The sequence below is a fragment of the Micromonospora sp. CPCC 205739 genome (assembly GCF_036906795.1).
Taxonomy (GTDB): domain Bacteria; phylum Actinomycetota; class Actinomycetes; order Mycobacteriales; family Micromonosporaceae; genus Micromonospora.
The window spans coordinates 406558-427797 of sequence record NZ_JBAKHS010000001.1; the positions used below are offsets into that span (position 1 = coordinate 406558).

Annotated in this window: 15 protein-coding genes and 1 pseudogene; 5 read left to right on the plus strand and 11 right to left on the minus strand. The window is 73.8% G+C overall.

Annotation, left to right across the window (positions count from 1 at the left end; genetic code table 11):
* Positions 1-16: 16 nt before the first annotated feature.
* The 4 genes from V6U88_RS01900 to V6U88_RS01920 form a co-directional block, all read right to left on the minus strand.
* Positions 17-1657 (minus strand): peptide ABC transporter substrate-binding protein, encoded by a 1641-nt coding sequence (locus V6U88_RS01900; RefSeq protein ID WP_334449322.1) that lies wholly within the window; start codon positions 1655-1657, stop codon positions 17-19.
* 688 nt (positions 1658-2345) lie between these two features.
* Positions 2346-3518 carry a thioester domain-containing protein gene (locus V6U88_RS01910; protein ID WP_334449324.1) on the minus strand — a complete coding sequence of 391 codons (1173 nt, stop codon included), beginning with the start codon at positions 3516-3518 and terminating at the stop codon, positions 2346-2348.
* 181 nt (positions 3519-3699) lie between these two features.
* Positions 3700-4386, minus strand: a complete 687-nt coding sequence (locus V6U88_RS01915) for a response regulator transcription factor (protein WP_334449880.1) — start codon at positions 4384-4386, stop codon at positions 3700-3702.
* Positions 4387-4388: 2 nt separating this feature from the next.
* A complete protein-coding gene (locus V6U88_RS01920) occupies positions 4389-5630 on the minus strand; it encodes a PspC domain-containing protein (protein WP_334449325.1) in 1242 nt (413 codons plus the stop codon).
* Between the two features lie 197 nt (positions 5631-5827).
* On the opposite strand from V6U88_RS01920, the gene V6U88_RS01925 reads away from it, so the two are divergent.
* The 3 genes and pseudogenes from V6U88_RS01925 (at position 5828) to V6U88_RS01935 (ending at position 9805) form a co-directional block, all read left to right on the plus strand.
* Positions 5828-7441, plus strand: a complete 1614-nt coding sequence (locus V6U88_RS01925) for a PspC domain-containing protein (protein WP_334449327.1) — start codon at positions 5828-5830, stop codon at positions 7439-7441.
* Positions 7438-7698: pseudogene (locus V6U88_RS30215) on the plus strand (hypothetical protein); the annotation flags it as partial. The gene V6U88_RS01925 and the pseudogene V6U88_RS30215, both read left to right, overlap by 4 nt.
* 859 nt (positions 7699-8557) lie before the next feature.
* On the plus strand, positions 8558-9805 hold the full coding sequence (locus tag V6U88_RS01935) for a phosphatidylserine decarboxylase (RefSeq protein ID WP_334449328.1): 1248 nt from the start codon (positions 8558-8560) through the stop codon (positions 9803-9805).
* A 57-nt stretch (positions 9806-9862) separates the two neighbouring features.
* Here the strand turns inward: V6U88_RS01935 and V6U88_RS01940 are convergent, their stop codons facing one another.
* From V6U88_RS01940 to V6U88_RS01950, 3 genes are all read right to left on the minus strand, one after another.
* A complete protein-coding gene (locus tag V6U88_RS01940; protein WP_334449329.1) occupies positions 9863-10780 on the minus strand; it encodes a CDP-alcohol phosphatidyltransferase family protein in 918 nt (305 codons plus the stop codon).
* A gap of 346 nt (positions 10781-11126) precedes the next feature.
* Complete coding sequence (locus tag V6U88_RS01945) at positions 11127-12038, minus strand: NUDIX hydrolase (protein WP_334449882.1); 912 nt, start codon at positions 12036-12038, stop codon at positions 11127-11129.
* Between the two features lie 134 nt (positions 12039-12172).
* The gene (locus tag V6U88_RS01950; RefSeq protein WP_334449330.1) at positions 12173-13120 is read right to left on the minus strand and encodes an NUDIX hydrolase; all 948 of its coding nucleotides are present in this window, start codon (positions 13118-13120) and stop codon (positions 12173-12175) included.
* 144 nt (positions 13121-13264) lie between these two features.
* Here V6U88_RS01950 and V6U88_RS01955 point away from each other — a divergent pair, with 144 nt between their 5' ends.
* Positions 13265-13633, plus strand: coding sequence for a PspC domain-containing protein (locus V6U88_RS01955; protein WP_334449331.1), 369 nt, complete (start codon positions 13265-13267; stop codon positions 13631-13633).
* 10 nt (positions 13634-13643) lie between these two features.
* Here V6U88_RS01955 and guaA read toward each other — a convergent pair whose 3' ends face one another.
* Together guaA and V6U88_RS01965 are read right to left on the minus strand one after the other, a co-directional pair.
* The gene (gene guaA, locus V6U88_RS01960; protein WP_334449332.1) at positions 13644-15200 is read right to left on the minus strand and encodes a glutamine-hydrolyzing GMP synthase; all 1557 of its coding nucleotides are present in this window, start codon (positions 15198-15200) and stop codon (positions 13644-13646) included.
* A gap of 121 nt (positions 15201-15321) precedes the next feature.
* Complete coding sequence (locus V6U88_RS01965) at positions 15322-17019, minus strand: GMC family oxidoreductase (RefSeq protein ID WP_334449335.1); 1698 nt, start codon at positions 17017-17019, stop codon at positions 15322-15324.
* A 137-nt stretch (positions 17020-17156) separates the two neighbouring features.
* On the opposite strand from V6U88_RS01965, the gene V6U88_RS01970 reads away from it, so the two are divergent.
* On the plus strand, positions 17157-18281 hold the full coding sequence (locus V6U88_RS01970) for an LCP family protein (RefSeq protein WP_334449336.1): 1125 nt from the start codon (positions 17157-17159) through the stop codon (positions 18279-18281).
* Here the strand turns inward: V6U88_RS01970 and V6U88_RS01975 are convergent.
* Both V6U88_RS01975 and V6U88_RS01980 read right to left on the minus strand, forming a co-directional pair.
* Positions 18278-19732, minus strand: coding sequence for a M1 family metallopeptidase (locus tag V6U88_RS01975; protein WP_334449338.1), 1455 nt, complete (start codon positions 19730-19732; stop codon positions 18278-18280). The two genes, V6U88_RS01970 and V6U88_RS01975, sit on opposite strands and share 4 nt — an antisense overlap.
* Positions 19733-19792: 60 nt before the next feature.
* Positions 19793-21202 carry a M1 family metallopeptidase gene (locus V6U88_RS01980; protein WP_334449339.1) on the minus strand — a complete coding sequence of 470 codons (1410 nt, stop codon included), beginning with the start codon at positions 21200-21202 and terminating at the stop codon, positions 19793-19795.
* Positions 21203-21240 lie beyond the last annotated feature (38 nt).

Genomic DNA, 21240 nt, shown 5'->3' on the forward strand with positions numbered 1-21240 from the left:
GGTCAAACCGTTCGGATCAGAGCTCGACCGAGGTGATGTCGAGCTCGCCGACGTTGGTCAGCTCCATCTTCTTGATCTTCTCCGAGTGGCCGGACTGCTGGCCACCGAAGTAGACCGGAACAGTCGGGACGTCGGCGTCGATCTTCTCAACGGCCTGAGCGAAGAGCTTGTGCGACTCCTCCAGGCTCGGGGCACCGCTGGCCTGCTTGGCCAGGGCGTCGACCTCCGGGTTGCTGTACAGACCGTCGTTCGAGGAACCACCGGTCACGTAGAGCGGGTTGACCCAGTTCTCGACGTCCGGGTAGTCCTGCTGCCAGCCGGCGCGGTACATGCCGTCCATCTTGTGGGCGTTGATGTTCTGGCGGAAGACCGCGAAGGTCGGCACACCGGTGGCGACGGCGTCGATGCCCAGCGTGGTCTTGATCTGCTGCGCGACGGCCTCCATCCACTCCTTGTGGCTGGCGTCGGCGTTGTAGTACAGCTTCATCTGGCCCTTGAAGCCACCGGACTTGGCGTACAGCGCCTTGGCCTGCTCCGGGTCGTACTTGCACGCCGTGCAGTTGCCCGGCTTGGCGCCCGGGGTCAGCGGGTTGGCCCAGCTGTCGGCCGGCTTGCGGTTGCCGAAGAAGATCTTGTCGCTGATCTCCTGGCGGTTGATCGACAGCGAGATCGCCTTACGCAGGTCCGCGTTCTTGAACCGGGCGTCGTAGATCGGGAAGGCGATGATGCCGGTCACCGGGGTGGTGGAGGAGATGGCCCGGTCGCCCAGGTCGTTCTTCCAGTTGTCACCCGCGAGCGAGGAGACCGGGACCTGCTGCATGAAGTCAAGGGTGCCGGAGACCAGCTCGCTGTAGGCGGCCGTGTCGTCCTGGAACATCTTGACGGTGACGTCCTTGATCTTCATCTTGTCGCGCAGGGAGTAGTCGTCGAACCGCGTCAGCTTGATCGCGACGTTGGGCTCCCAGGACACGAACGAGACCGGGCCGTTACCGATCGGCTTCTTGCCGAAGTCCTCCGCCTTGCCGGCGAAGAAGGCGTCCGGCAGCGGCATGAAGGTGCTGTAGCCGAGCTTGGTCGGGAACACGGCGGTCGGCGCGGCGAGCGTGACCTCGAAGTTCCAGTCGTCGACGACCTTCAGGCCGGACATGGTCTTCGACTTGGGCTCGGGGGCCTTCTTCGGGCCGTCCTCGTCCGGGTCGGTGGTGTTGACGTCCGAGAAGCCCGCGATGTCGGCGAAGAAGCTGGCGTTCTGCGCGCCGTTCGGCGAGTACGCGCCCCAGTTCCAAGCGTCCACGAAGTTCTTGGCCTTGACGACGGTGCCGTCGTGGAACTTCGTGTTCTGCTTGATCTTGATCTTGTAGACCTTGGAGTCGGTCGTCTCGATCGACTCGGCCAGCGCGTTCTGCGGCGCGCCACCGTTGTTCGGGTACTCGACCAGGCCGGTGAAGAGCCAGTCGATGACCTTGCCGCCACCGGTCTCGGTGGTGTTGGCCGGAACCAGGGGGTTCTCCGGCTCGTGGCCGTCGACGACGATGCTGCCGTCCGAGCTCTTGGCGGCGGTGCCGCCCTCGTCACTGCCGCTAGAGCAGCCGGACGCGATGAGCGCGAATGCCGCGCCCACGGCGATGGCGCCGCTCGCCCGCTTCGAGACTCTCATTCCGAGGGGCCTCCTCTTTCTGACCTGGTTCCGTCGTGGGTTTCACGCACGCATGGGGGGTGACGCCGCCGGCGACCCGAGTCGCAGGTCACCGGTACTACCGCAGAGAAATCGGGACACCCCAGGGGGACCGATCCGCCGGGCCACCACACCTCTGGATTGCGACGCCGCGCAGGCTCGACGGCCACGAAACCGCGATGGTGGGCGGCGCCGTGGCCGGCGGGACGTACGGGGTGCCTCGCGCCAGGGGTGAGGTGCTGCCACTGTGACACTCGCTGGCCCATTACGTGAAGGTGCCGTTATCAAGCCGTTAGTTGCCCGCCACGTTGCCGATACTTGAGAAACGATCATGAAGGGCCCTGGTCGTACCGCTCTGAGCAGGTAAGACATCAAGGCACCGCACCGCCGCGCCGCCCCTGGGCTGAAGGCTTGCGAGCTTCCCAGCCGCTGCTCCGGCACTTTCCGACGTCCACCGAGCGCTGGCCGTTTTTGCCCATCCGGCTGATGCCCGCTTCGGCTGTGCGGGCACGATAGCAGGCTGGGTGGAGGACGCCGCAGAGGTGGCGTACCTGCTCGTCACCCGGGGATGCGAGGCCACCCGATGCTGCGGGCACGCCGGTCCGGGCGGCCCCGAAAACGACTCCGGCCCCGGCACCACGTGGGTGCCGGGGCCGGAGCAGGCGGTTCGTCAGGCGGTGAAGCGCACCTTGCGGCGGCGGACCATCAGGACGGCGACCGCGCCCACAGCGAGCAGCAGCACGCCGGCGGCGGCCGCGGCCGCGATCGGCGAACCGGTCAGCGGCAGGTCGCCGCCGTTGCCGGCCGGCGAGGTGGACGGCGCCGGGCTCTCCCCCGGGGTCGACGGCGACGGCGACTCGGCCGGGGTGGACGGCGAGGGCGACGCCGACGGGGTGGACGGCGACGCCGACGGGCTGGCGGGGGCGGCGGCGAAGCTCGCCGCGGCGTCCGCGGTCACCGTGGCGCCGGCGCTGCCGCCGAGGATCAGCTTCTGCTTCTCGTCCTTGCCGCCGGAGAAGAGGAAGACCCGGCCGAAGGAGACCGAGTCCTGGGCGGAAACGGTCACGGTGACCGAGCCGGGGTCGGTCGCGGTCAGCCAGAACGTCCCGCCGTTGGTGGTCGTGGTGACCGGCTTGCCCTCGGCGTCGACGGCGGTGCCGCCGGAGACCTTCAGCGCGATGTCACCCGCCGGGCCCTTGACGGTGAACGGGCCCGCCTTGCCGCCGACGGTGGCGGTGGCCTTCGCCGGGTCGAGGGTCAGCTCGGCCTTCGGCTCCGGCTGGTCGGTCGCGTTCGCCACCAGGTAGTCGTGGATCTTCTTGATCACGCCGTACTCGGCGGGGTCGCCCAGGCCCTGCTCCCAGCCGCCCAGCTTGACGCCGTCACTGAAGTGCCAGACGGCGGTCTGGGTGCCGAAGTAGAGCAGGGTGTCGCGCCGCTTGTCGGCCAGCCCGGCCGGCAGCTCCGCCTCGGCCGCCTTGAGCAGCGCCGGCACGTCGGCGTTCGGGTAGCCGTGGGTGAGCACCCACTGCACCTTGCCAAGGTTCTTGACCTCCGACTCGCCCCAGGTGCCCTCGGTGTACTCACCGTCGCGGGCCACCGGGGTGTGGAAGTCGATGCAGAAGACCGGCACCGTGCCGTCCTTGAGCTCCAGCGCGAGCGCCGAGGTCGACAGCTTCTGCTTGTCGAGCTTCAACACGACGCCGGTGCCCTTCACCGCGCGCGCCACGCCGGTCGTCGGTGCCTCGGCGGCGGCCGGAGCGGCCGAGCCGAGCACCATCGCGCTGCCGGCGACGAGCGCCGCGGCGATCCCGGCCCAGCGTCGTCCCAGTTGTCCGAACATCAAACTCGTACACCTCTCCCCAGGGGTGGGCCCGCATCCGGCGGGCCTGCACAGGTCGCCGTTCTCGCGGGGTTTCGCACCACCCGCACGCGAGAAACGCGACGGGGAATTATGCGACACGAGTTGATCTCTTGTCAGCCCCTGGGGTCGTTCGGTCCGGTAGTTCCGATTTGGCCGGACGTCACACCAGTCGGCGGTCCGCCGCCCACCGGGAGAGCTCGTACCGGTTGGACATCTGGAGCTTGCGCAGCACGTTGGACACGTGCGTCTCGACCGTCTTGATCGAGATGAACAGCTCCTTCGCGATCTCCTTGTACGCGTACCCCCGGGCCAGCAGGCGCAGCACCTCCCGCTCCCGGTTGGTGAGCTGGTCCAGCTCCGGGTCGGCGACCGGCGCGTCCGGGCGGGCCGCGAAGGCGTCCAGCACGAACCCGGCCAGCCGCGGGCTGAACACGGCGTCGCCGTCGGCCACCCGGCGGATCGCGGCGGTCAGCTCGTCCGACGAGATGGTCTTGGTGACGTAGCCCCGGGCGCCGGCCCGGATCAGCCCGATCACGTCCTCGGCGGCGTCGGACACGCTCAGCGCCAGGAACTTCACCTGCGGATGGGTACGCCGCATCGCATCCAGCACCGCCCGGCCGCCCCCGTCGGGCATGTGCACGTCGAGCAGCACCACGTCGGGCTGGGTGGCGGCGATCCGGGTGACCGCCTCGGCCACCGTGCTGGCCTCCCCGACCACCTCGACGTGCCCGCCCAGCTCGGCCCGTACGCCCGCCCGGAACATGGCGTGGTCGTCGACGAGGAAGACCCGCAGCCGCTCCACCCGGGCGTCCGCGCCCTCGACCGGTTCCATCGACTGCTCCGCCATGGTCACTTGTCCCTCTCCGCCGTGGAGCCGTTGCCGGTGATCGGCAGGATCAGCCGGACCTCGGTTCCCTCTCCCGGCCCGGACCGGATCTCCGCCCGGCCGCCGTGCCGCTTCATCCGCCCGACGATCGACCCCCGTACGCCGTGCCGGTGGTCCTCCACCGTATCCGGGTCGAAGCCCTTGCCCCGGTCCCGGACGAAGACGCTCACCTGCTCCGGCTCGACCTCGGCGTAGAGCGACACGGTCTGCACCCCGGCGTGCCGGGCCGCGTTGACCAGCGCCTCGCGGGCCGCGGCCACCAGCGCGCCGACCCGCTCGTCGGTCTCCCGGTCGCCCACCACCACCGCCTCGACGGTGATCGCGAAGGTGTCCTCCACCTCGGCGGCGGCCTGTTCCAGCGCCGCGGCGAACCGTTCGGTGGGCGAGCCGGTCGGCTTGTAGAGCCAGTTGCGCAGCGAGCGCTCCTGGCCCCGGGCCAGCCGCTGCACCGTCTTGACGTCGGTGGCGTTGCGCTGGATCAGGGCGAGGGTGTGCAGCACCTGGTCGTGCACCATGGCGGCCAGCTCGGCACGCTCCTGCTCGCGGATGCGCCCCTCCCGCTCCGAGCGGAGCTGGTTGTACGTCCGCCACAGCACCGGGGCGGCCACCACACCGACGCCGGCCAGGCCGACCAGCGCGAAAATCACGCCGTTGACCACCGCGTCGAAGTTCTGCACCGGCGAGTAGACCGCCGCCACCCCGATGATGCCGACCGCGACCAGCACCCCGCCGCCGACGAAGCGGAGCACGAAGGCCCGCCGGTCGCTCTCCTCCACCACCGCGCCGAGCCAGGGCACCGGCATCGAGTCGCCCCACTGCCGGCGGCGCTCCGGCGCGGACTGGTGCCAGATCACCCCGGCACCCACCGCGATGATCGCAACCAGCCAACCGGCGGTGCCCGTCGCGCCCACCGAGTCGAAGACCAGCACCTGCACCAGCAGCACGCCGAGCCCGATCAGCACGAACGGCAGCAGCTGGGAGAGGTCCCGCCGGGGCGGCGCGGCGGTGTCACCGGGGCGCAGCGGGACCACCGCCCAGAAGGCGGCGTAGAGCAGCAGCCCCAGGCCGCTGAGGCCGAGCAGGACCATGAAGGCGACCCGTACCCGCAGCACCGGGATGCCGAGGTGGTCGGCGATGCCGGCCGCCACGCCGGCGGCCAGCCGGTGCTCGGGCGCCCGGTAGAGGCGGGGCGGTGGGGTCGTCACGGTGCTGATCGGAGGCTCCCCTGGTCAGGGCCGGCGCGGCGCGGGGGCCGGATCGTCCGGCTCCGGTCCGATCGTCACACGGTGCGACCTCCGCCGACCACGGGGACGCCCCGGACATTCCCGCTCCCCGGATCTCAGGGTGGGGTCAGGGTCGGGTCCGGAGGACGCTCGGGCGTCCGGCGCAGCAGGATCGGAGCATGACCGAGGAAGCTGCCCCGCCGCCCCGCCCGTGGGCGACCGGGCCGGAGAGTCCGCCGCCCACCACCGCCGGCGCGCCGGGCCCGTGGGCGTCGACCCACGGCGGCGACCAGCCGCCACCGCCCGGAGGGTACGCCCCGCCGCCGTTCGGCGGTGCCGGCTTCACCTCCCGGTACGGCCTGGTCCGGCCGCGTGAGGGCCGCTACCTGGCCGGGGTCTGCGCGGCGATCGGCCGGGCCACCAACACCGACCCGGTGCTCTGGCGGGTGATCCTCGCGGTGCTCGGCTTCTTCGGTGGCGTCGGCATCCTGCTCTACATCGCGGCCCTGCTGGTCATCCCCAACGAGGGCGATAGCGGTTCCCCGGTGGAGTCGATGCTCGGCCGGGGCCGGTCCAGCATGTCGCCGGTCACGGTGATCGTGCTGAGCATCCTGGTCGCGGTGAGCTTCGGCTACATCGTCACCGACGCGTTCCGGGCGGTGCTGCTCGGCGCGGCGATCCTCATCGGCGGGGCGCTGCTGCTCAACCGGGACGGTCGCACCCCGCCCGTCGGCCCACCCGTCGGCCCGCCGGCCCCGGCCAGCGCGCCACCCGGTCCGGTGCCCCCGGTCAGCTACCCCGCGCCCGGCCTCTTCACCCCGGCACCGGCGGCCCCGACCGGCCCGGTCACGCCGGCCGCACCGACCGTGCCGCTGCCGGTGACCGTGCCGACGGAGCGGACCGCCGAACTGCCCGCCTGGTCGCCCGCGCTGCCCGGCGCGCGGCCGGACGCCCCGACCGCCGCCTGGCCGGCCGCGCCGACGACCGCCGCGCCCACGCCGGCCCCCTGGCCGTCGGGGTCACCGGCCGCCGAGCCGACCATCCCGGTCCCGGTACCCCCGGTGGGGCCGGCCGCACCCGCCGGCGGCTACCGCCCGCCGTTCGCGCCGCGCGGGCCGTACGCCGGGCCGCCGCAGCCGCCGCCACCCCCGCCGCCCCGGGTGAAGCCGCCGAAGCGGCCGCGCGAACGGTCGGCGCTCGGCGCGGTGACCTTCTCGCTGATCTTCCTCGCCCTGGGCGTGGTGGCCATCCTGGACCTGCTGGGCGTCTTCCCGGTCGGCGCCGCGGCCTACTTCGCGGCGGCGCTCGCCACCATCGGCCTCGGCCTGCTGGTCGGCACCTGGTTCGGGCGGGCCCGCTGGCTGATCGCGCTGGGGCTGGTGACTGCGGCGGCGCTGGGGGTGGCCACGGTGGCCGAGTCCTACGATCGGATCCGGGGCGTGGACGGGAACGTCACCTGGGCTCCCACGGACGTACGCGACCTGGCCACCCGCTACGAGAACAGCTTCGGCGACGCCACCCTGGACCTGCGGGGGATCAACTTCGACAAGCGGACCACGGAGATCACCGTCGTGGTGAACTTCGGCGAGGCGACCATCGTGGTGCCGCCGAACGTCGACGTGACCACCGTGGCCGACGTCAACGCGGGCGACGCTAAGGTCTTCGGCCGGCGCTCGGGCGGGCTGGACGGCAGCTCCCGGGAGGTCACCGACCTCGGCCCGGACGGGGCCGGCGGCGGCACGCTGCGCCTCAACGTCCACGTCAACGCCGGCAACCTGGAGGTGACCCGGTGAGGGTGCACCGCACGGATCTCGTCTCGCTCGCCTTCGGGCTGCTCTTCCTCGGACTCTCCGTCTGGTGGCTGCTCGCCCAGATCCTCGGCCTCGCCCTGCCCCCGGTGGGCTGGTTCCTGGCCGGCGCGCTGGTGGTGATCGGGCTGCTCGGCCTGGTCGGGGCGCTGCGGTCGGGCCGGCACGAGCACGAGCCCATGCCGGCCTCCGGGGCGACGCCGGCCGGGCCCGAGGCGTCCGCCACCGGCTGGCCGGACCCGCCGGCCGGCCCCCGGGACACCGCCGACGACGCCTTCCCCGGCCCGGGTGACCCCAGGTCCGCCGACCGGGAGACGACGAAGGTGTTCGCCGGGCCGGAGGCGATCGGAGGCGGGTACCGGCGGGACGACGAGGCGACGCTCGTCCGCCCGGCCGACGCCCCGGACGCCGAGCGGGAGACGGCCGAGGCCCCCTACCCCGCCGCCGGTGCGGACGAGGACGCACTCACCCGCCCGCCGGCGACCACGCAGGAGCGGTTCGCCGCGGAGCAGACGGCCGAGGTCCGGTTCGCCGGTCCGGACCCCGCCGACGACCGGTCGGCCGTCGGCGCCGCGTCCGGTACGCCCGAGCTGCCCGCCGGAGCGGACCCGACCTGGCCGGCCGGACCGGACACCGCGGACATCCGGCTCGCCGGCCCGGACCAGTCCACGGCGCCGGTGTGGGGGCCGGACGGCACCGCCGACCGGACCGCCGAGGCACGGACCCGGGCCATCGGCCCGGCCGGGGACGCGGACGAATGGCCCACGACGGCGGTCAGCGACCGGCCCGCCGAGGCGGTCGAGGACCGGCCCGCCGACGCGCCGGACGACTCGCCCCACTGGTCGCCCGTCGCACCGGTCAGCGGCCCGCCCGCCGGGGAACGCCGGTCACGCGACTGACCGCGGCGGTGCGCTCGCCGTCGACGGGCTCGTATGCTGGCCGGTGGAGATCCCGCCTCCGCCGGCCGGCCCGCGCCGCCGGGCCTCGTCCGCGGCCGAGCCGACCCGGTCACCGGTCCCGTCCGGGGGCCGAGCGGTCCAGGTCGCCCGTGGCGGTCCCGCCGCGACAGCCCGTCTCTACCTCGTCAGGAGCCCGTCCGACATGACCCAGTCCCCCGCCGAGCGCACCCCCGGCCGGTCCGGTCCGGTCCGCATCGGCGAGCGCGCCGCCCGTACCCTCGTCACCGAGCTGGCCCGGCGTAACGACCCGAAGGCCGCCCTCCTGGTCGGCGCCTCCCCGGATTCCGCGGTGCTCGCCGCGGCGGTCGACGCGCTGCTGCCCGGCGACACGCTCACCGTCGTCCCGGCCGAGACGGCCCGCGCCGGCGCGCTGCGCGAGCACGTGACGGCCCAGGGTCGCTGGGTCGCCGACCGGGTACGCGTCGTCGACTCCCTCGCCGAGGCGGACGCCGCCGAGGTGGTCATCGCCGCCGAGCCGTTGGCCGGCACCGCCGAGCAGGCCCGGACGACCATCGACGGCCTGGCCAAGTACCTCAGCGAGGGTTCGGTGCTGAGCGTGGCCGCGCCGGTGTTCCGCACCGAGGGCGCCGCCGCCGAGCTGGACCGGCAGGGCGTGCTGCACGGCGTCGGCACCGACCTGGTGCTGCGCAACTCGCCGCCGGTACGAGTGCACCACCTGCGGTTCACCCCGGCCAGCCCCGCGCTCGCCGCCCGGCTGGCCCCGGCCCACCGGCCCTCCAGCGTGCCGCTGACCCGTGGCATGCACATCGACTCCAACGGCGTCGCGGCGGCGGGTATCGCCCTCGGGCTGGCCGCGGTGGCCCGCGTGGTGCGCCCCAAGTCCAAGCTGTGGCTGCTGCCGGCGCTGGCGGCCGGCCCGGTGGCCGCGTTCTTCCGGGACCCGGAGCGGGACGTGCCGGAGGACCCGTCGGCCGTGGTCGCGGCCGCCGACGGCCGGGTCCTGTCGGTGCAGCGGCTGCACGACGAGCGCTTCGGCGACGGCGAGTGGCTGCGCGTCGCGGTCTTCCTGTCGGTGCTGGACGTGCACGTCAACCGCGCGCCGGTGCCCGGCAAGGTGGTCGACTACTTCGTCGCCGACGGCGGCTTCGTCAACGCGATGAAGCCGGACGCCGAGCACAACGTGGCCGCGTACACGGTGCTGGACACCGACCACGGCACGGTGGTGGTGGCGCAGCGCACCGGCCTGATCGCCCGGCGGATCGTGCAGCGGGCGCCGATCGGCGCGCTGCTGGCGCGGGGCGAGCGCTTCGGCCTGATCCGGTTCGGCTCGCGCACCGACGTCTACCTGCCGGCGGACGCGGCGGAGCCGCTGGTCGGGCCGGGCGACAAGGTGGTCGGCGGGTCCACGGTCATCGCCCGCTGGCGCTGACGAACGCCAGAAGGGGCGCCGCGGTCGCGGCGCCCCTTCTGCGTACGTGCGGGTGGATCAGGCGGTGCGGCGCTGGTGCAGCCAGAGCAGCGGACCGCTGACCAGGTAACCCACCACCACCAGGGCGAAGGTGAGCCGGACGTCGACCAGCGCGCCGATCACCGGGGCCAGCCAGAGCCACGGCGGCAGCTTGAGCAGCCGGGCGAGCTTGGCGTACGGGAAGCTGGAGACCATCGCGAAGGCCAGCAGCGCCACCCCGGCGATCTGCACCACGGCGGGCAACGGCAGGCCGATGGCGACCGTGAGGGCGAGCACCGCCGCCGCCATGGTCGTCGGCACCCCGCAGAAGAACCGGCCGTCCTTCGGCGAGACGTTGAACCGGGCGAGCCGGATCGCGGCGCAGGCCGCGACGAGGGCCGCGGCCACCGCGGCGGCCGCGGTGGGAGCCGACCCGGCCAGCGAGGCGTAGACCACCACGGGGGCGGCCAGGCCGAACGAGCACATGTCGGCCAGCGAGTCCATCTGGGCGCCGAACGGGCTGGCCACGCCGAGCTTGCGGGCGAGCGCACCGTCGAGGCCGTCGAAGACGACGCAGGCGATGAGCAGGAGCGCCGCGACCCGGGCCTCGCCGGCCATGGCCACGAAGATGGCGTTGATGCCGAGCATCAGGCTCGCCAGGGTGCAGGCGTTGACCAGCGCGAACTTCATCCGGCGCGACGCGGTGCGCTCGCCGGGGAGCAGCGGGATCGACATCGCCGACGAGTCGTCGTCCACCGACGAGGCGGGGGCGAGCGCCGGGCTGACCGGCATGACCGCCTCGATCTCGGCACGCCGGGTGCGGTCGAAGCCGTACCGGCGGGGCCGGTCGAGGAGGTGCTCGGGGGCCATCAGATCGGTGCCGGTACGGGCGTCGCCGTCGCGACGGCCCACCCGGACCAGCAGCACCTGGCGGGCGAACGTGCTGCTGCGGCGCAACCGGCCCGCCCAGCGACGCCCTGCGGGGCGCGGACTGTCAGTCGTACGACGCCGGCGCCATAGGGCTCTCGGCACGTTTCCTCCATCACCGGATCGGCTGACCGCCCACGGGGGCGGGTGTCCGGCTGTCTCGTGCCGGACCGCTCTTGGCCCGGCAGCCCGTTCAAGCGGAGTACACCATTGCACAGGAAGTGGCGGTTGGCGATAGCTGCCGGCGGTACTTATATCTCCGATAACCGCGCGAACCGCTCTATCATTCCCATCTCGGGCTCCATCGCCCTTTTTCTCCGCCAACCTCGCTTACGACTGTACCGGAGCACCCCACCATCGGCCCGGTGAGCGGGTGCTACCTCCCCCGCCGTCCGGTTGCCAGGGCGGCGACCTCGGTCAGCGACAGCTTCTCGACCTGCGCGGACGTGAACCAGCCCGCCTCCGCGGTGGACCCGCCGGCCAGCTCGGTCACCACCGGCTCGGTGGGCGCGGCGACCAGTACCCGGTAGACCACCCGGACGGCGTGCCAGTCCAGCGGGCGACCCTCCGGGCCGAGCGCCGCCGGGTTGTGCAGATTGTCGACGGTCAACAGGTCGACAACCGTCCCGAGCTGCCCGGACTCCTCCACCAGCTCGCGCAGCAGCCCGGCCGCCGGCTGCTCGCCGTGATCCGTGCCACCCCCGGGCAGGTGCCACCGACCGGCGCCCGGGTAGCCGGGGGCGATCCGGGTCAGCAGGATCCGCCCCGCCGGGTCGGTGACCAACCCGTACGCGGCGAAGCGCTGCCGCCGGTCGGGGGGCGGCGCGGCCGGCCCGGCCGGCAGTGCGCCGGGCAGGTCGGCCGGCAGGGGCGAGACGGGAACGCCGAGCAGCTCGGCGGTGAACGGCATCAGCGGCAGCGCCGCCGCCTCGTCCGGCGTGCACCAGGCCAGCTCGTCGCTGCCGCCAGCCGGCTCGGGGCGGAGTTCGCCGCCGCGGCGCGCGACGTCGAAGACCAGCCGGTCGGTGTGAACGGCGACGCCCTCGGCACGGAAGGTGGTGACGTCGGCCAGGGCCGCCCGCACCCCGGTCACCTCGACGGGCAGCCCGGTCTCCTCGGCGAACTCGCGGACCACCGCCCGCGCCGGATGCTCCGCGTGCTCGATGCCACCCCCCGGCAGCTGCCACACCCCCGGAAAGGGACAGGACGCCGCCCCCCGAGCCAGCAACACCCGCCCCGAGGCCTCCCGCAACACCCCGTACGCCGCCACCCGTCGCCGCCGCTCCAACCCCACCACTCCCCCACCGTCCCGACCGTCAACCCCGTCGATCATGAGGTTAACGGCAGTCGGGGGCCGGAATCAGGCGGTCAACTTCATGATCGACGCTGCGATGCCGGGGGGTGGGTGGGGGTGTGGGGGGGTCAGGTGAGGCGGGCGGCTTGGACGGCTTCGGCGGTGACCTCGGTGAGGTGGTCGGTGGGAAGGGCGCCCAGTTCCTCGCGGGCGAACCAGCGGGCCTCGCAGGTGGAGCCGCCGACGTCGGCGACGGTGGGCGGGGCGGGCTGGTCGACCACCACCCGGTAGAAGGCACGCACCCCGTGCCAGTCGATCGGGTAGCCCTCGGGGCCGAGCGAGGCGGCGTCCCGGTGGCTGGCCACGCCGAGCAGCTCGACCAGGCGGCCGGTCTGGCCGGTCTCCTCCACCAGCTCCCGGATCAGCGCGGCGCCGGGCTGCTCGCCGTAGTCGGTGCCACCGCCGGGCAGGTGCCAGCAGCCGGCCCCCGGGTACCCGTCGGAGACCCGGGTCAGCAGCACCCGGTCGTCGGGGTCGGTCACCACCGCGTACGCGGCGAAGCGCTGCGCCCGGTGCAGGCCGTCCGGGCCGGGGACGGCGTAGAAGGAGGGGAACTCCGGCGGCTCGTCCGGGACGATGTCGGCGGAGGAGGCGGGCAGGCCGAGGGCGCGCGCGGTGAACGAGCGCAGCGGCAGCTCGCGGGCCTCGGCGAGGGTGTACCAGCGGGCCAGGTCGGTGGGGCGCTCGACCCGGTCGGCCAGGGTGCCGCCGCGTACCGCGACCCGGTAGAGCAGGCGATCGGTGTGGATGGTGATGCCCCGCTCGGGCAGCGCCCGCATGTCGGCGAGGACGTCCGCCAGGCCGGAGACGGCGACCGAGAGGCCGGTCTCGGCGGCGGTCTCCCGGACGACGGTGTGCATCGGGTCCTCGCCGTGGTCGACCGCCCCACCGGGCAGGGACCACACGCCGGGAGTGCCGGAGCGCTCCGATGCGCGGACCAGCAACACTCGGCCGACTGAATCAGCACAGACTGCGTATGCCGCGATCCTGCGGAGCGGCTCCAGCAAGGTGGTCACGGAGCCAAATTCTCCCCGCCCGTGGTCACCTGGATCGAAAAGAGTCAGATTCCTGACTCATGACTGGCAGGTCAGGGATCGGTCAGGGTAAGGATCCGGGCGGTCACCGAGGTCGCCCGGCCGCCCGGCGCGGACCGTGGAGACATGACCTCGACAAGCACCCCCCAGGCCCCGTACAAGCAACTCCGCCGACCCACCACCGACCGGATGGTGGCCGGCGTCGCCAGCGGCCTCGGCCGCTACTTCGCCGTCGACCCCACCCTGGTCCGGGTGATCTTCGCCGTCGCGACCCTGCTCACCGGCGGGGTGGCCGCGCTGGCGTACCCGATCATGTGGTTCCTGATGCCCGAGGAGCCGGCGGGCGCGCCCGCCTGGCCGCACCCGACGGGCGCCGCGCCGCACGGCACGCCGCCCACCCCGGGGTACGTCCCGCAGCCGGCCCCGACCACCCGGCCCGAGCCGCCGACGGTCGTGCAGCCGACCTACCCGCCGCAGCAGCCGCCGGCGGCGTGAGCCGGCCGGCTCACTCCCACTCGATGGTGCCCGGCGGCTTGCTGGTCACGTCCAGGACCACCCGGTTGACCTCGGCGACCTCGTTGGTGATCCGGGTGGAGATCCGGGCGACCACCTCGTAGGGCAGCCGGGACCAGTCGGCGGTCATCGCGTCCTCGCTGGAGACCGGGCGCAGCACCACGGGATGCCCGTAGCTGCGCCCGTCACCCTGTACGCCGACGCTGCGCACGTCGGCCAGGAGGACCACCGGGAATTGCCAGACGCCCCGGTCCAGCCCGGCGGCGGTGAGCTCCTCGCGGGCGATCAGGTCCGCCTGGCGGAGCAGGTCCAGCCGCTCCCGGTCGACCGCGCCGATGATCCGGATGGCCAGGCCCGGGCCCGGGAACGGGTGCCGCCAGACCATCGCCTCGGGCAGGCCGAGCTGCAGGCCGAGCGCCCGCACCTCGTCCTTGAACAGCGTGCGCAGCGGCTCGACCAGGGCGAACTTCAGGTCCTCCGGCAGGCCGCCGACGTTGTGGTGGCTCTTGATGTTGGCGGTGCCGGTGCCGCCGCCGGACTCCACCACGTCGGGGTAGAGGGTGCCCTGGACCAGGAATTCGACGTCGCCGTGGGAGGCGATCTCGCGGGCGGCGGCCTCGAAGACCCGGATGAACTCCCGGCCGATGATCTTGCGCTTCTGCTCCGGGTCGGTGACCCCGGCCAGCGCGCCGAGGAACCGCTCCTGCGCGTCGACCACCTTGAGCTTGATGCCGGTGGCCGCGACGTAGTCCTTCTCCACCTGCTCGGCCTCGCCGGCCCGCAGCAGGCCGTGGTCGACGAAGACGCAGGTGAGCTGGTCACCGACGGCCTTGTGCACCAGCGCCGCGGCGACCGCGGAGTCCACGCCGCCGCTCAGGCCGCAGATGACCTCCTTGTCGCCGACCTGCTCGCGGATCCGGGCGACCTGCTCGTCGATGATGTTCTCGGGGGTCCAGGTGGGCTCGATACCGGCGATGTCGTACAGGAAGCGGGTCAGCATCTCCTGGCCGTGCGCGGTGTGCCCGACCTCCGGGTGGAACTGCACGCCGGCCCGGCGGCCGGCCAGGTCCTCGAAGGCGGCGACCGGGGCGCCGGCCGACTCGGCGGTCACCGTGAAGCCCTCCGGGGCCTCCGTGACGCAGTCGCCGTGGCTCATCCAGACCGGCAGGTCGGCCGGCAGGTCGCGGAGCAGCACACCGGGCTCGAGGAGGCGGGGGCGCAGCGGGGTGCCGCCGTACTCCCGGTTGCCGGTCCTCGCGACCGTGCCGCCGAGCGCCTGGGCCATCGCCTGGAAGCCGTAGCAGATGCCGAAGACCGGGACACCGGAGTCGAACATCCCGGCGTCGATCTGCGGGGCGTCGGGCGCGTAGACGCTGGACGGACCGCCGGACAGGATGATCGCGGCCGGGTCCTTCGCCAGCATCTCGGCGACCGGCATCGAATGCGGGACGATCTCCGAGTAGACCTTCGCCTCGCGCACCCGGCGCGCGATGAGCTGGGCGTACTGGGCTCCGAAGTCCACCACGAGGACGGGGCGAGGCGTGCTCATGTGCAGAAAGCCTACCGACCGTCACGCCGACGCCCGGCACGGGCCACACTCCCCGCGCGCCGTGTCACCCCCGGTCGCCGCACCCGCCGCTCCGGTCCGCCGTCACGACGCCCGCGGCCGGCTAGCCGCGTAGCGCGCCGGGAGCGTCCGCCGGCACCGCCGGGCGGTACGGGGCCACCGGCTGGACCCGGGTGTACGCCGAGCCGAGCGGCGGGCGGGGGTCGTCCTGGCCCCTGTTCGGCCAGAAGGACATCGCCCGCTCGGCCTGGGCGGTGATCGTCAGCGAGGGGTTCACGCCGAGGTTGGCCGAGACCGCTGCGCCGTCCACCACGTGCAGCCCCGGGTGGCCGTAGACCCGGTGCCACGGGTCGACCACCCCGTCGGCCGGGGACGCCCCGATCACCGCCCCGCCGAGGATGTGCGCGGTCATCGGGATGTTGAACGGCTCGGTCAGCGCGCCGCCCGGCGTACCGCCGATCTGCTCGGCGAGCAGCCGGACCGCTCGGTTGCCGGCCGGGATCCAGGTCGGGTTGGGCGCGCCGTGCCCCGGGCCGGTGACCAGCCGCCGGCCGAACGGGCCGCGCCGGAAGCGGGTGGTCAGCGAGTTGTCCACCGACTGCATGACCAGGGCGATCACCGTGCGCTCCGACCAGCCGCGTACCGACAGCATCCGGGCCGCCAGCGCGGGGTGCCGGACGATGCTGCCCAGCCAGCGCCGGACCCGGCGGGGCCCGCCGTCGACCAGCAGCGACTGGAGCAGCCCCATCGCGTTCGAGCCCCGGCCGTAGCGGACCGGCTCGATGTGGGTCTGCGGATCGGGATGGAACGAGCTGGTGATCGCCACCCCCTCGGTGAAGTCCAGCCGCTCGGCGCGGGCCCGCTGGCGGGGCACCGAGGCGCCGAGGATGGCCTCGGAGTTGGTCCGGGTCAGCTCGCCGAGACGCTCGGAGAGGCCGGGCAGCGCCCCGGTCGCCTTCATCTCGTGCAGCAGCCGCTGGGTGCCCAACGCCCCGGCGGCGAGCACCACCTGGTCGGCGTGGATCACCCGCCGACGCCGCCGCAGCCAGGCGCCCGTGCGCTCGGTGTGCACCTCGTACCCGCCGCCGGGCGCGGGGCGCACGGCGGTCACCGTGGTCAGCGGGTGGACGTCGACGCCGAGCCGCTCGGCCAGCCAGAGGTAGTTCTTGACCAGGGTGTTCTTCGCGCCGTGGCGGCACCCGGTCATGCAGGAGCCGCAGTGCGTGCAGCCGGTGCGCTCCGGGCCGACGCCGCCGAAGTACGGGTCGGACACCCGCTGCCCGGGGCGGCCGATGTGCACGCCCACCGGGGTGGCGTGGAAGGTGTGCCCCACCCCCATCCGCTCGGCGACGGCGCGCATCGCCCGGTCCGCGCCGGTCTCGACCGGGTACGTGGTGACGCCGAGCATCCGCTTCGCCTGGTCGTAGTGGCGGGCCAGCTCGTCGCGCCAGTCGGTGATGCCCCGCCACTGCGGATCCTCGTAGAAGGCGTCCAGCGGCTCGTAGAGCGTGTTGGCGTAGACCAGCGAGCCGCCGCCCACCCCCGCCCCGGAGAGCACCATGACCCCGCCGCCGGCCTTCCGGTCGGCCGGACGGAGCAGCGTGATCCGTTGCAGGCCGTAGCAGCCGAGCTTCGGCGCCCAGAGGAAGCGCCGGGCCCGCCAGGAGGTCTGCGGGAACTCGTCGTCGGCGAACCGCCGGCCGGCCTCCAGCACGCCGACGGTGTAACCCTTCTCGGCCAGCCGGAGCGCGGCGACGCTGCCGCCGAAGCCGGACCCGATGACGACCACGTCGTACCGCATGAACGCATCATTACCGCTGAGTAGCCATCGCGCCAGCGCCAGTTTTCAGGCGATCATGATCGCGTCAGCCGATCCGTCAGGCCGCGCCCGCAACTCGGGACCCCCGTCGGAACGTTGTCCTTCAGGGGGTGCCGCGCATGGCTCACGAGACAGGGGCGCGACGACCGCGCCGGGTGCTGCTGCTGGCCGCCCTCGCCGCCGTCGTCCTGGTCGCCGCCGGGGCCGTGGTGGTCACCCGGCTGGTCGCCGACGACGGGCCGCAGCGCCGGCCGGGGCCGGTCGGCACCACCGCCACCGCCGCACCGAGCGGCACCGCCCAACCCGGCCCGACCGCCCCGCTCGGGGCCGGCATCACCGGCCCGCTCAACCTGCTGCTGGTCGGAGTGGACACCCGGGTCAGCGTCCCCGGGTGGGAGCCGCACGGCGACTCGGTACTGGTGCTGCACGTGCCGGCGGGGCTGGACCGGGCGTACCTCTTCTCCCTCCCCCGCGACCTGCTGGTGGACATCCCGGCCTTCCCCAAGGCGGGCTACCGGGGCGGGAAGACCAAGCTCACCCACGCGATGAGCTACGGCAGCCGGGTGCCGGGCAAGCCCAAGGAGCCCAGCGCCGCCCAAGGGTACGAGCTGATGCGCAGCACCGTCAGCGGCTACACCGGGCTGCGCTTCGACGCCGGCGCGGTGATCACCTTCGGCGGCTTCGACAAGCTGGTGGACACCCTGGGCGGGGTGGACCTCTACGTCGACGAGCGGGTGGTGTCGCTGCACCGCCGGCCGGACGGCAAGCACCGCGACCCGGCGCCCCGCGGGGGCGGCTACGTCGGGCCGCAGATGGTCTACGAGAAGGGCGAGCGGCACCTCAACGGCTGGCAGGCGCTGGACTACGCCCGCCAGCGCTACATCCCCGGCGGCGACTACGCCCGGCAGCGCCACCACCAGCAGCTGCTCCGCGCGCTCACCGCCAAGATCCTGGGCGATAACCTGGCCCGCCAGCCGGACCGGGTCGAGCAGGTGGTCGGCGCGCTCGGCGACACCCTGATCTACGCCGGCGGTCCGCGCATCGTCGACCTCGCGTACGCCCTCGGCGGGCTGACCGTCGACCGGTTCACCCTGGTCGCGCTCCCCGGCAGTGGGGTAGGCAAGGGCCGCGCGTACCGGGGTGAGGAGCTCAAGCCGGTCGGCCGGCAGTTCCTCACCGCGCTCAAGGCCGGCGACGCCGAGAAGTTCCTCGCCGCCCACCCCGAGCTGCGGGTGAAGAACTAGAGACGCTTGGGGGTCGGCGGTCGGTCGGTGCCGCGCAGCCAGGCGTCGAAGAGCCTGTCCAGCTGCTTGCCGGAGACCCGCTCGGCGAGCGCGACGAACTCGGCGGTGGTGGCGTTGCCGTTGCGCTTCTCCGCCGCCCAGGTCTTCAGGATCCGGAAGAACGCCGGGTCGCCGACGGCCACCCGCAGCGCGTGCACGGTCATCCCGCCCCGCTGGTAGACCGACTCGCTGAACAGGTTCGCCCGGCCCGGGTCGGCCGGCGGCGTCTGCCAGAGACGGCTGGACGAACCGGCGTACCGCCGGTCGAAGGCCGCCTGGGCGGTGCCGGTGCCCCGGTGCTCGGCCCAGAGCCACTCGGCGTACGTGGCGAGGCCCTCGTTGAGCCAGATGTCCTGCCACTTCGCCAGCGAGACGCTGTTGCCGAACCACTGGTGGGCCAGCTCGTGGGCGACCACGCCGGTGTTCTCGCCGCCCCGGAAGAAGCCCGCCCCGTAGACCGGGCGGCTCTGCGTCTCCAGCGCGTACCGGATCCGGTCGTCGGCGACCACCACCCCGCCGTACGCGGCGAACGGGTACGGCCCGAAGACGCTCTCCAGGTAGTCGGCGACCTCGGTGGTGCGGGCCATCGACGCGTCGGCGGCCCCCTTGCCCAGCGCGCTGCTGACCGCGCTGAACACCGGCCGTCCCTTGTGCTCGCCGGTCGTCACCCGGTAGTCACCGATCACGACGGTGCTCAGGTAACTGGCCATCGGGGCGGCCTCGGACCACTTCCAGGTGGTCCAGCCGTCGGCGTCCGAGCGCCCCTTCGGCACCCCGTTGCTGACCGCGGTCAGCCCCTTCGGGACGGTGATCTCGATGTCGTAGGTCGCCTTGTCCAAGGGGTGGTCATTGACCGGGAACCAGGTGCTCGCCGACTCCGGCTGGCCCAGGGCGATCGCGCCGTCCGTGGTGTGCAGCCAGCCGCCCTCGCCGAGCACCTCGGTGCGCAGCGGCTCCGGCTTGCCCTCGTAGCTGATCTCGGCGGTGAAGCCGTTGCCGGCGGTGAGCCCGGCGGCCGGGGTGACCACCAGCTCGTCGGCCTCGCGCGCGTGGCGGGCCGGCGCACCGTCCACCGTCACCTTCCGCACGGTCAGCCCGGCCAGGTCCAGGTGGAACGCGGACAGGTCGGCGGTGGCCGTGGCCTGCACGGTGGCGGTGCCGGTGAGCCGGTCGGTCGCCGGGTCGTAGCGGACCTTGACCGCGTACCGCCCGACGTCGTACCCGCCGTTGCCGTAGCTGGGGAAGTAGGCGTCGCCGACGCCGGCGGCGCCCGGGGTGAACTGCCGCCCGGCCGTCGGGGACGGCGCCCCGGCCGGCGTCCGCTGCGGCTCCGGCTCCGGGTCGGCGCCGCAGCCGGCGAGCCCGAGGGCCGCCACCGTCACCAGACCGACGCCCCGCCGCATCCACGCCATGGCCTCCGCCACCTCCCCGTGCCGTCGGCGGCAGCCTACCGACCGGCGGTCACCTGCGGGTCACGGCAGGGCGGGGGCGACGCCGCCGGCCAGCCAGGCGTCCAGGAGCGGGCGCAGCGGGCGGCCGGCGACCTGCTCGGCGTACGTGACGAAGTCGGCGGTGGTGGCGACGGCGTCGCGCCGCTGCCCGGTCCAGCCGCGCAGCAGGCCGAAGAACGTCTCGTCGCCGACGGTCCGGCGCAGCGCGTGCACCGCCAGGGCGCCCCGCTGGTAGACCCCGTCGCCGAACATCGCGGCCCGGCCGGGGTCGACCGCCGGGTGGGACCAGTCGGTGGCGGCGTACCGCCGCTCGAAGGCCCGCTGCGCGGTCGGGCCGCCGTCGTGCTCCGCCCAGAGCCATTCGGCGTACGTGGCGAAGCCCTCGTTGAGCCAGATGTCCTGCCACCTCGCCAGCGAGACGCTGTTGCCGAACCACTGGTGGGCCAGCTCGTGGACCACCACCGACAGGTTCGGCCGGCCGCCCCGGAAGAAGCCCGGACCGTAGACCGGGCGGGACTGGGTCTCCAGCGCGTACCCGATCCGGCTGTCGGTGACCACGATGCCGCCGTAGGAGTCGAACGGGTACGGCCCGAACCGGCTGGCCAGGAAGTCCGCCAGCTCACCGGTGCGGGCCAGCGAGGACGCCTCCGGCCCGGTCCGCGGCAGGCCGGCCGGCACCGCCGTGACCATCGGCTTGCCGGCGTGGGTGCCGGTCTCGACCCGGTAGTCGCCGATCACCAGCGTGGTCAGGTAGCTGGCCATCGGCGCGCGCTCGGCCCACCGCCAGGTGGTCCAGCCGTCGGCGCTGGTCCGTTCCCCCGGCACCCCGTTGCTCAGCGCGGCCAGCCCGTCGGGAACCGTCACCTCGATGTCGTAGGTGGCCTTGTCGGACGGGTGGTCGTTGACCGGGAACCAGGTGGCCGCCGACTCCGGCTGGCCCAGCGCGATCGCGCCGTCGGCGGTGTGCAGGAAGCCGCCGCTGCCCAGCTCGCCGTCGGGCAGGGCGGTCGGCACGCCGGCGTACTCGACCTCGACCGTGAACCCGGTGCCGCGCGGCAGCCCGCGCGGCGGCGTGACCATCAGCTCGGCACCGTCGCGGCGGTACCTGGCCGCCGCCCCGGAGACGGTCACCTGGGAGACGTCCAACCCGACCAGGTCCAGGTTGAACCGGGACAGCGCGGCGGTGGCGGTGGCGGTGACGGTGGCCCGGCCGGTCAACCGGTCGGCCGCCGGGTCGTAGCGCACCCGCAGCCGGTAGCCGGAGACGTCGTACCCGCCGTTGCCGCGACCGGGGACGTACGGGTCGCCGGCGTCGGCGGCACCGGGCCGGAAGGGGCTGCGGTCGTCGCGCTGGGACGGGCAGCCGGAGGTCGCGAGGGTCGTCGCCGCCAGGACGACGGCGAGAGCGGACCTGAGCCGGATACGACGCACCGGCCGAGCCTAAACGGCGCGACCGGTGCGTCGGGGCG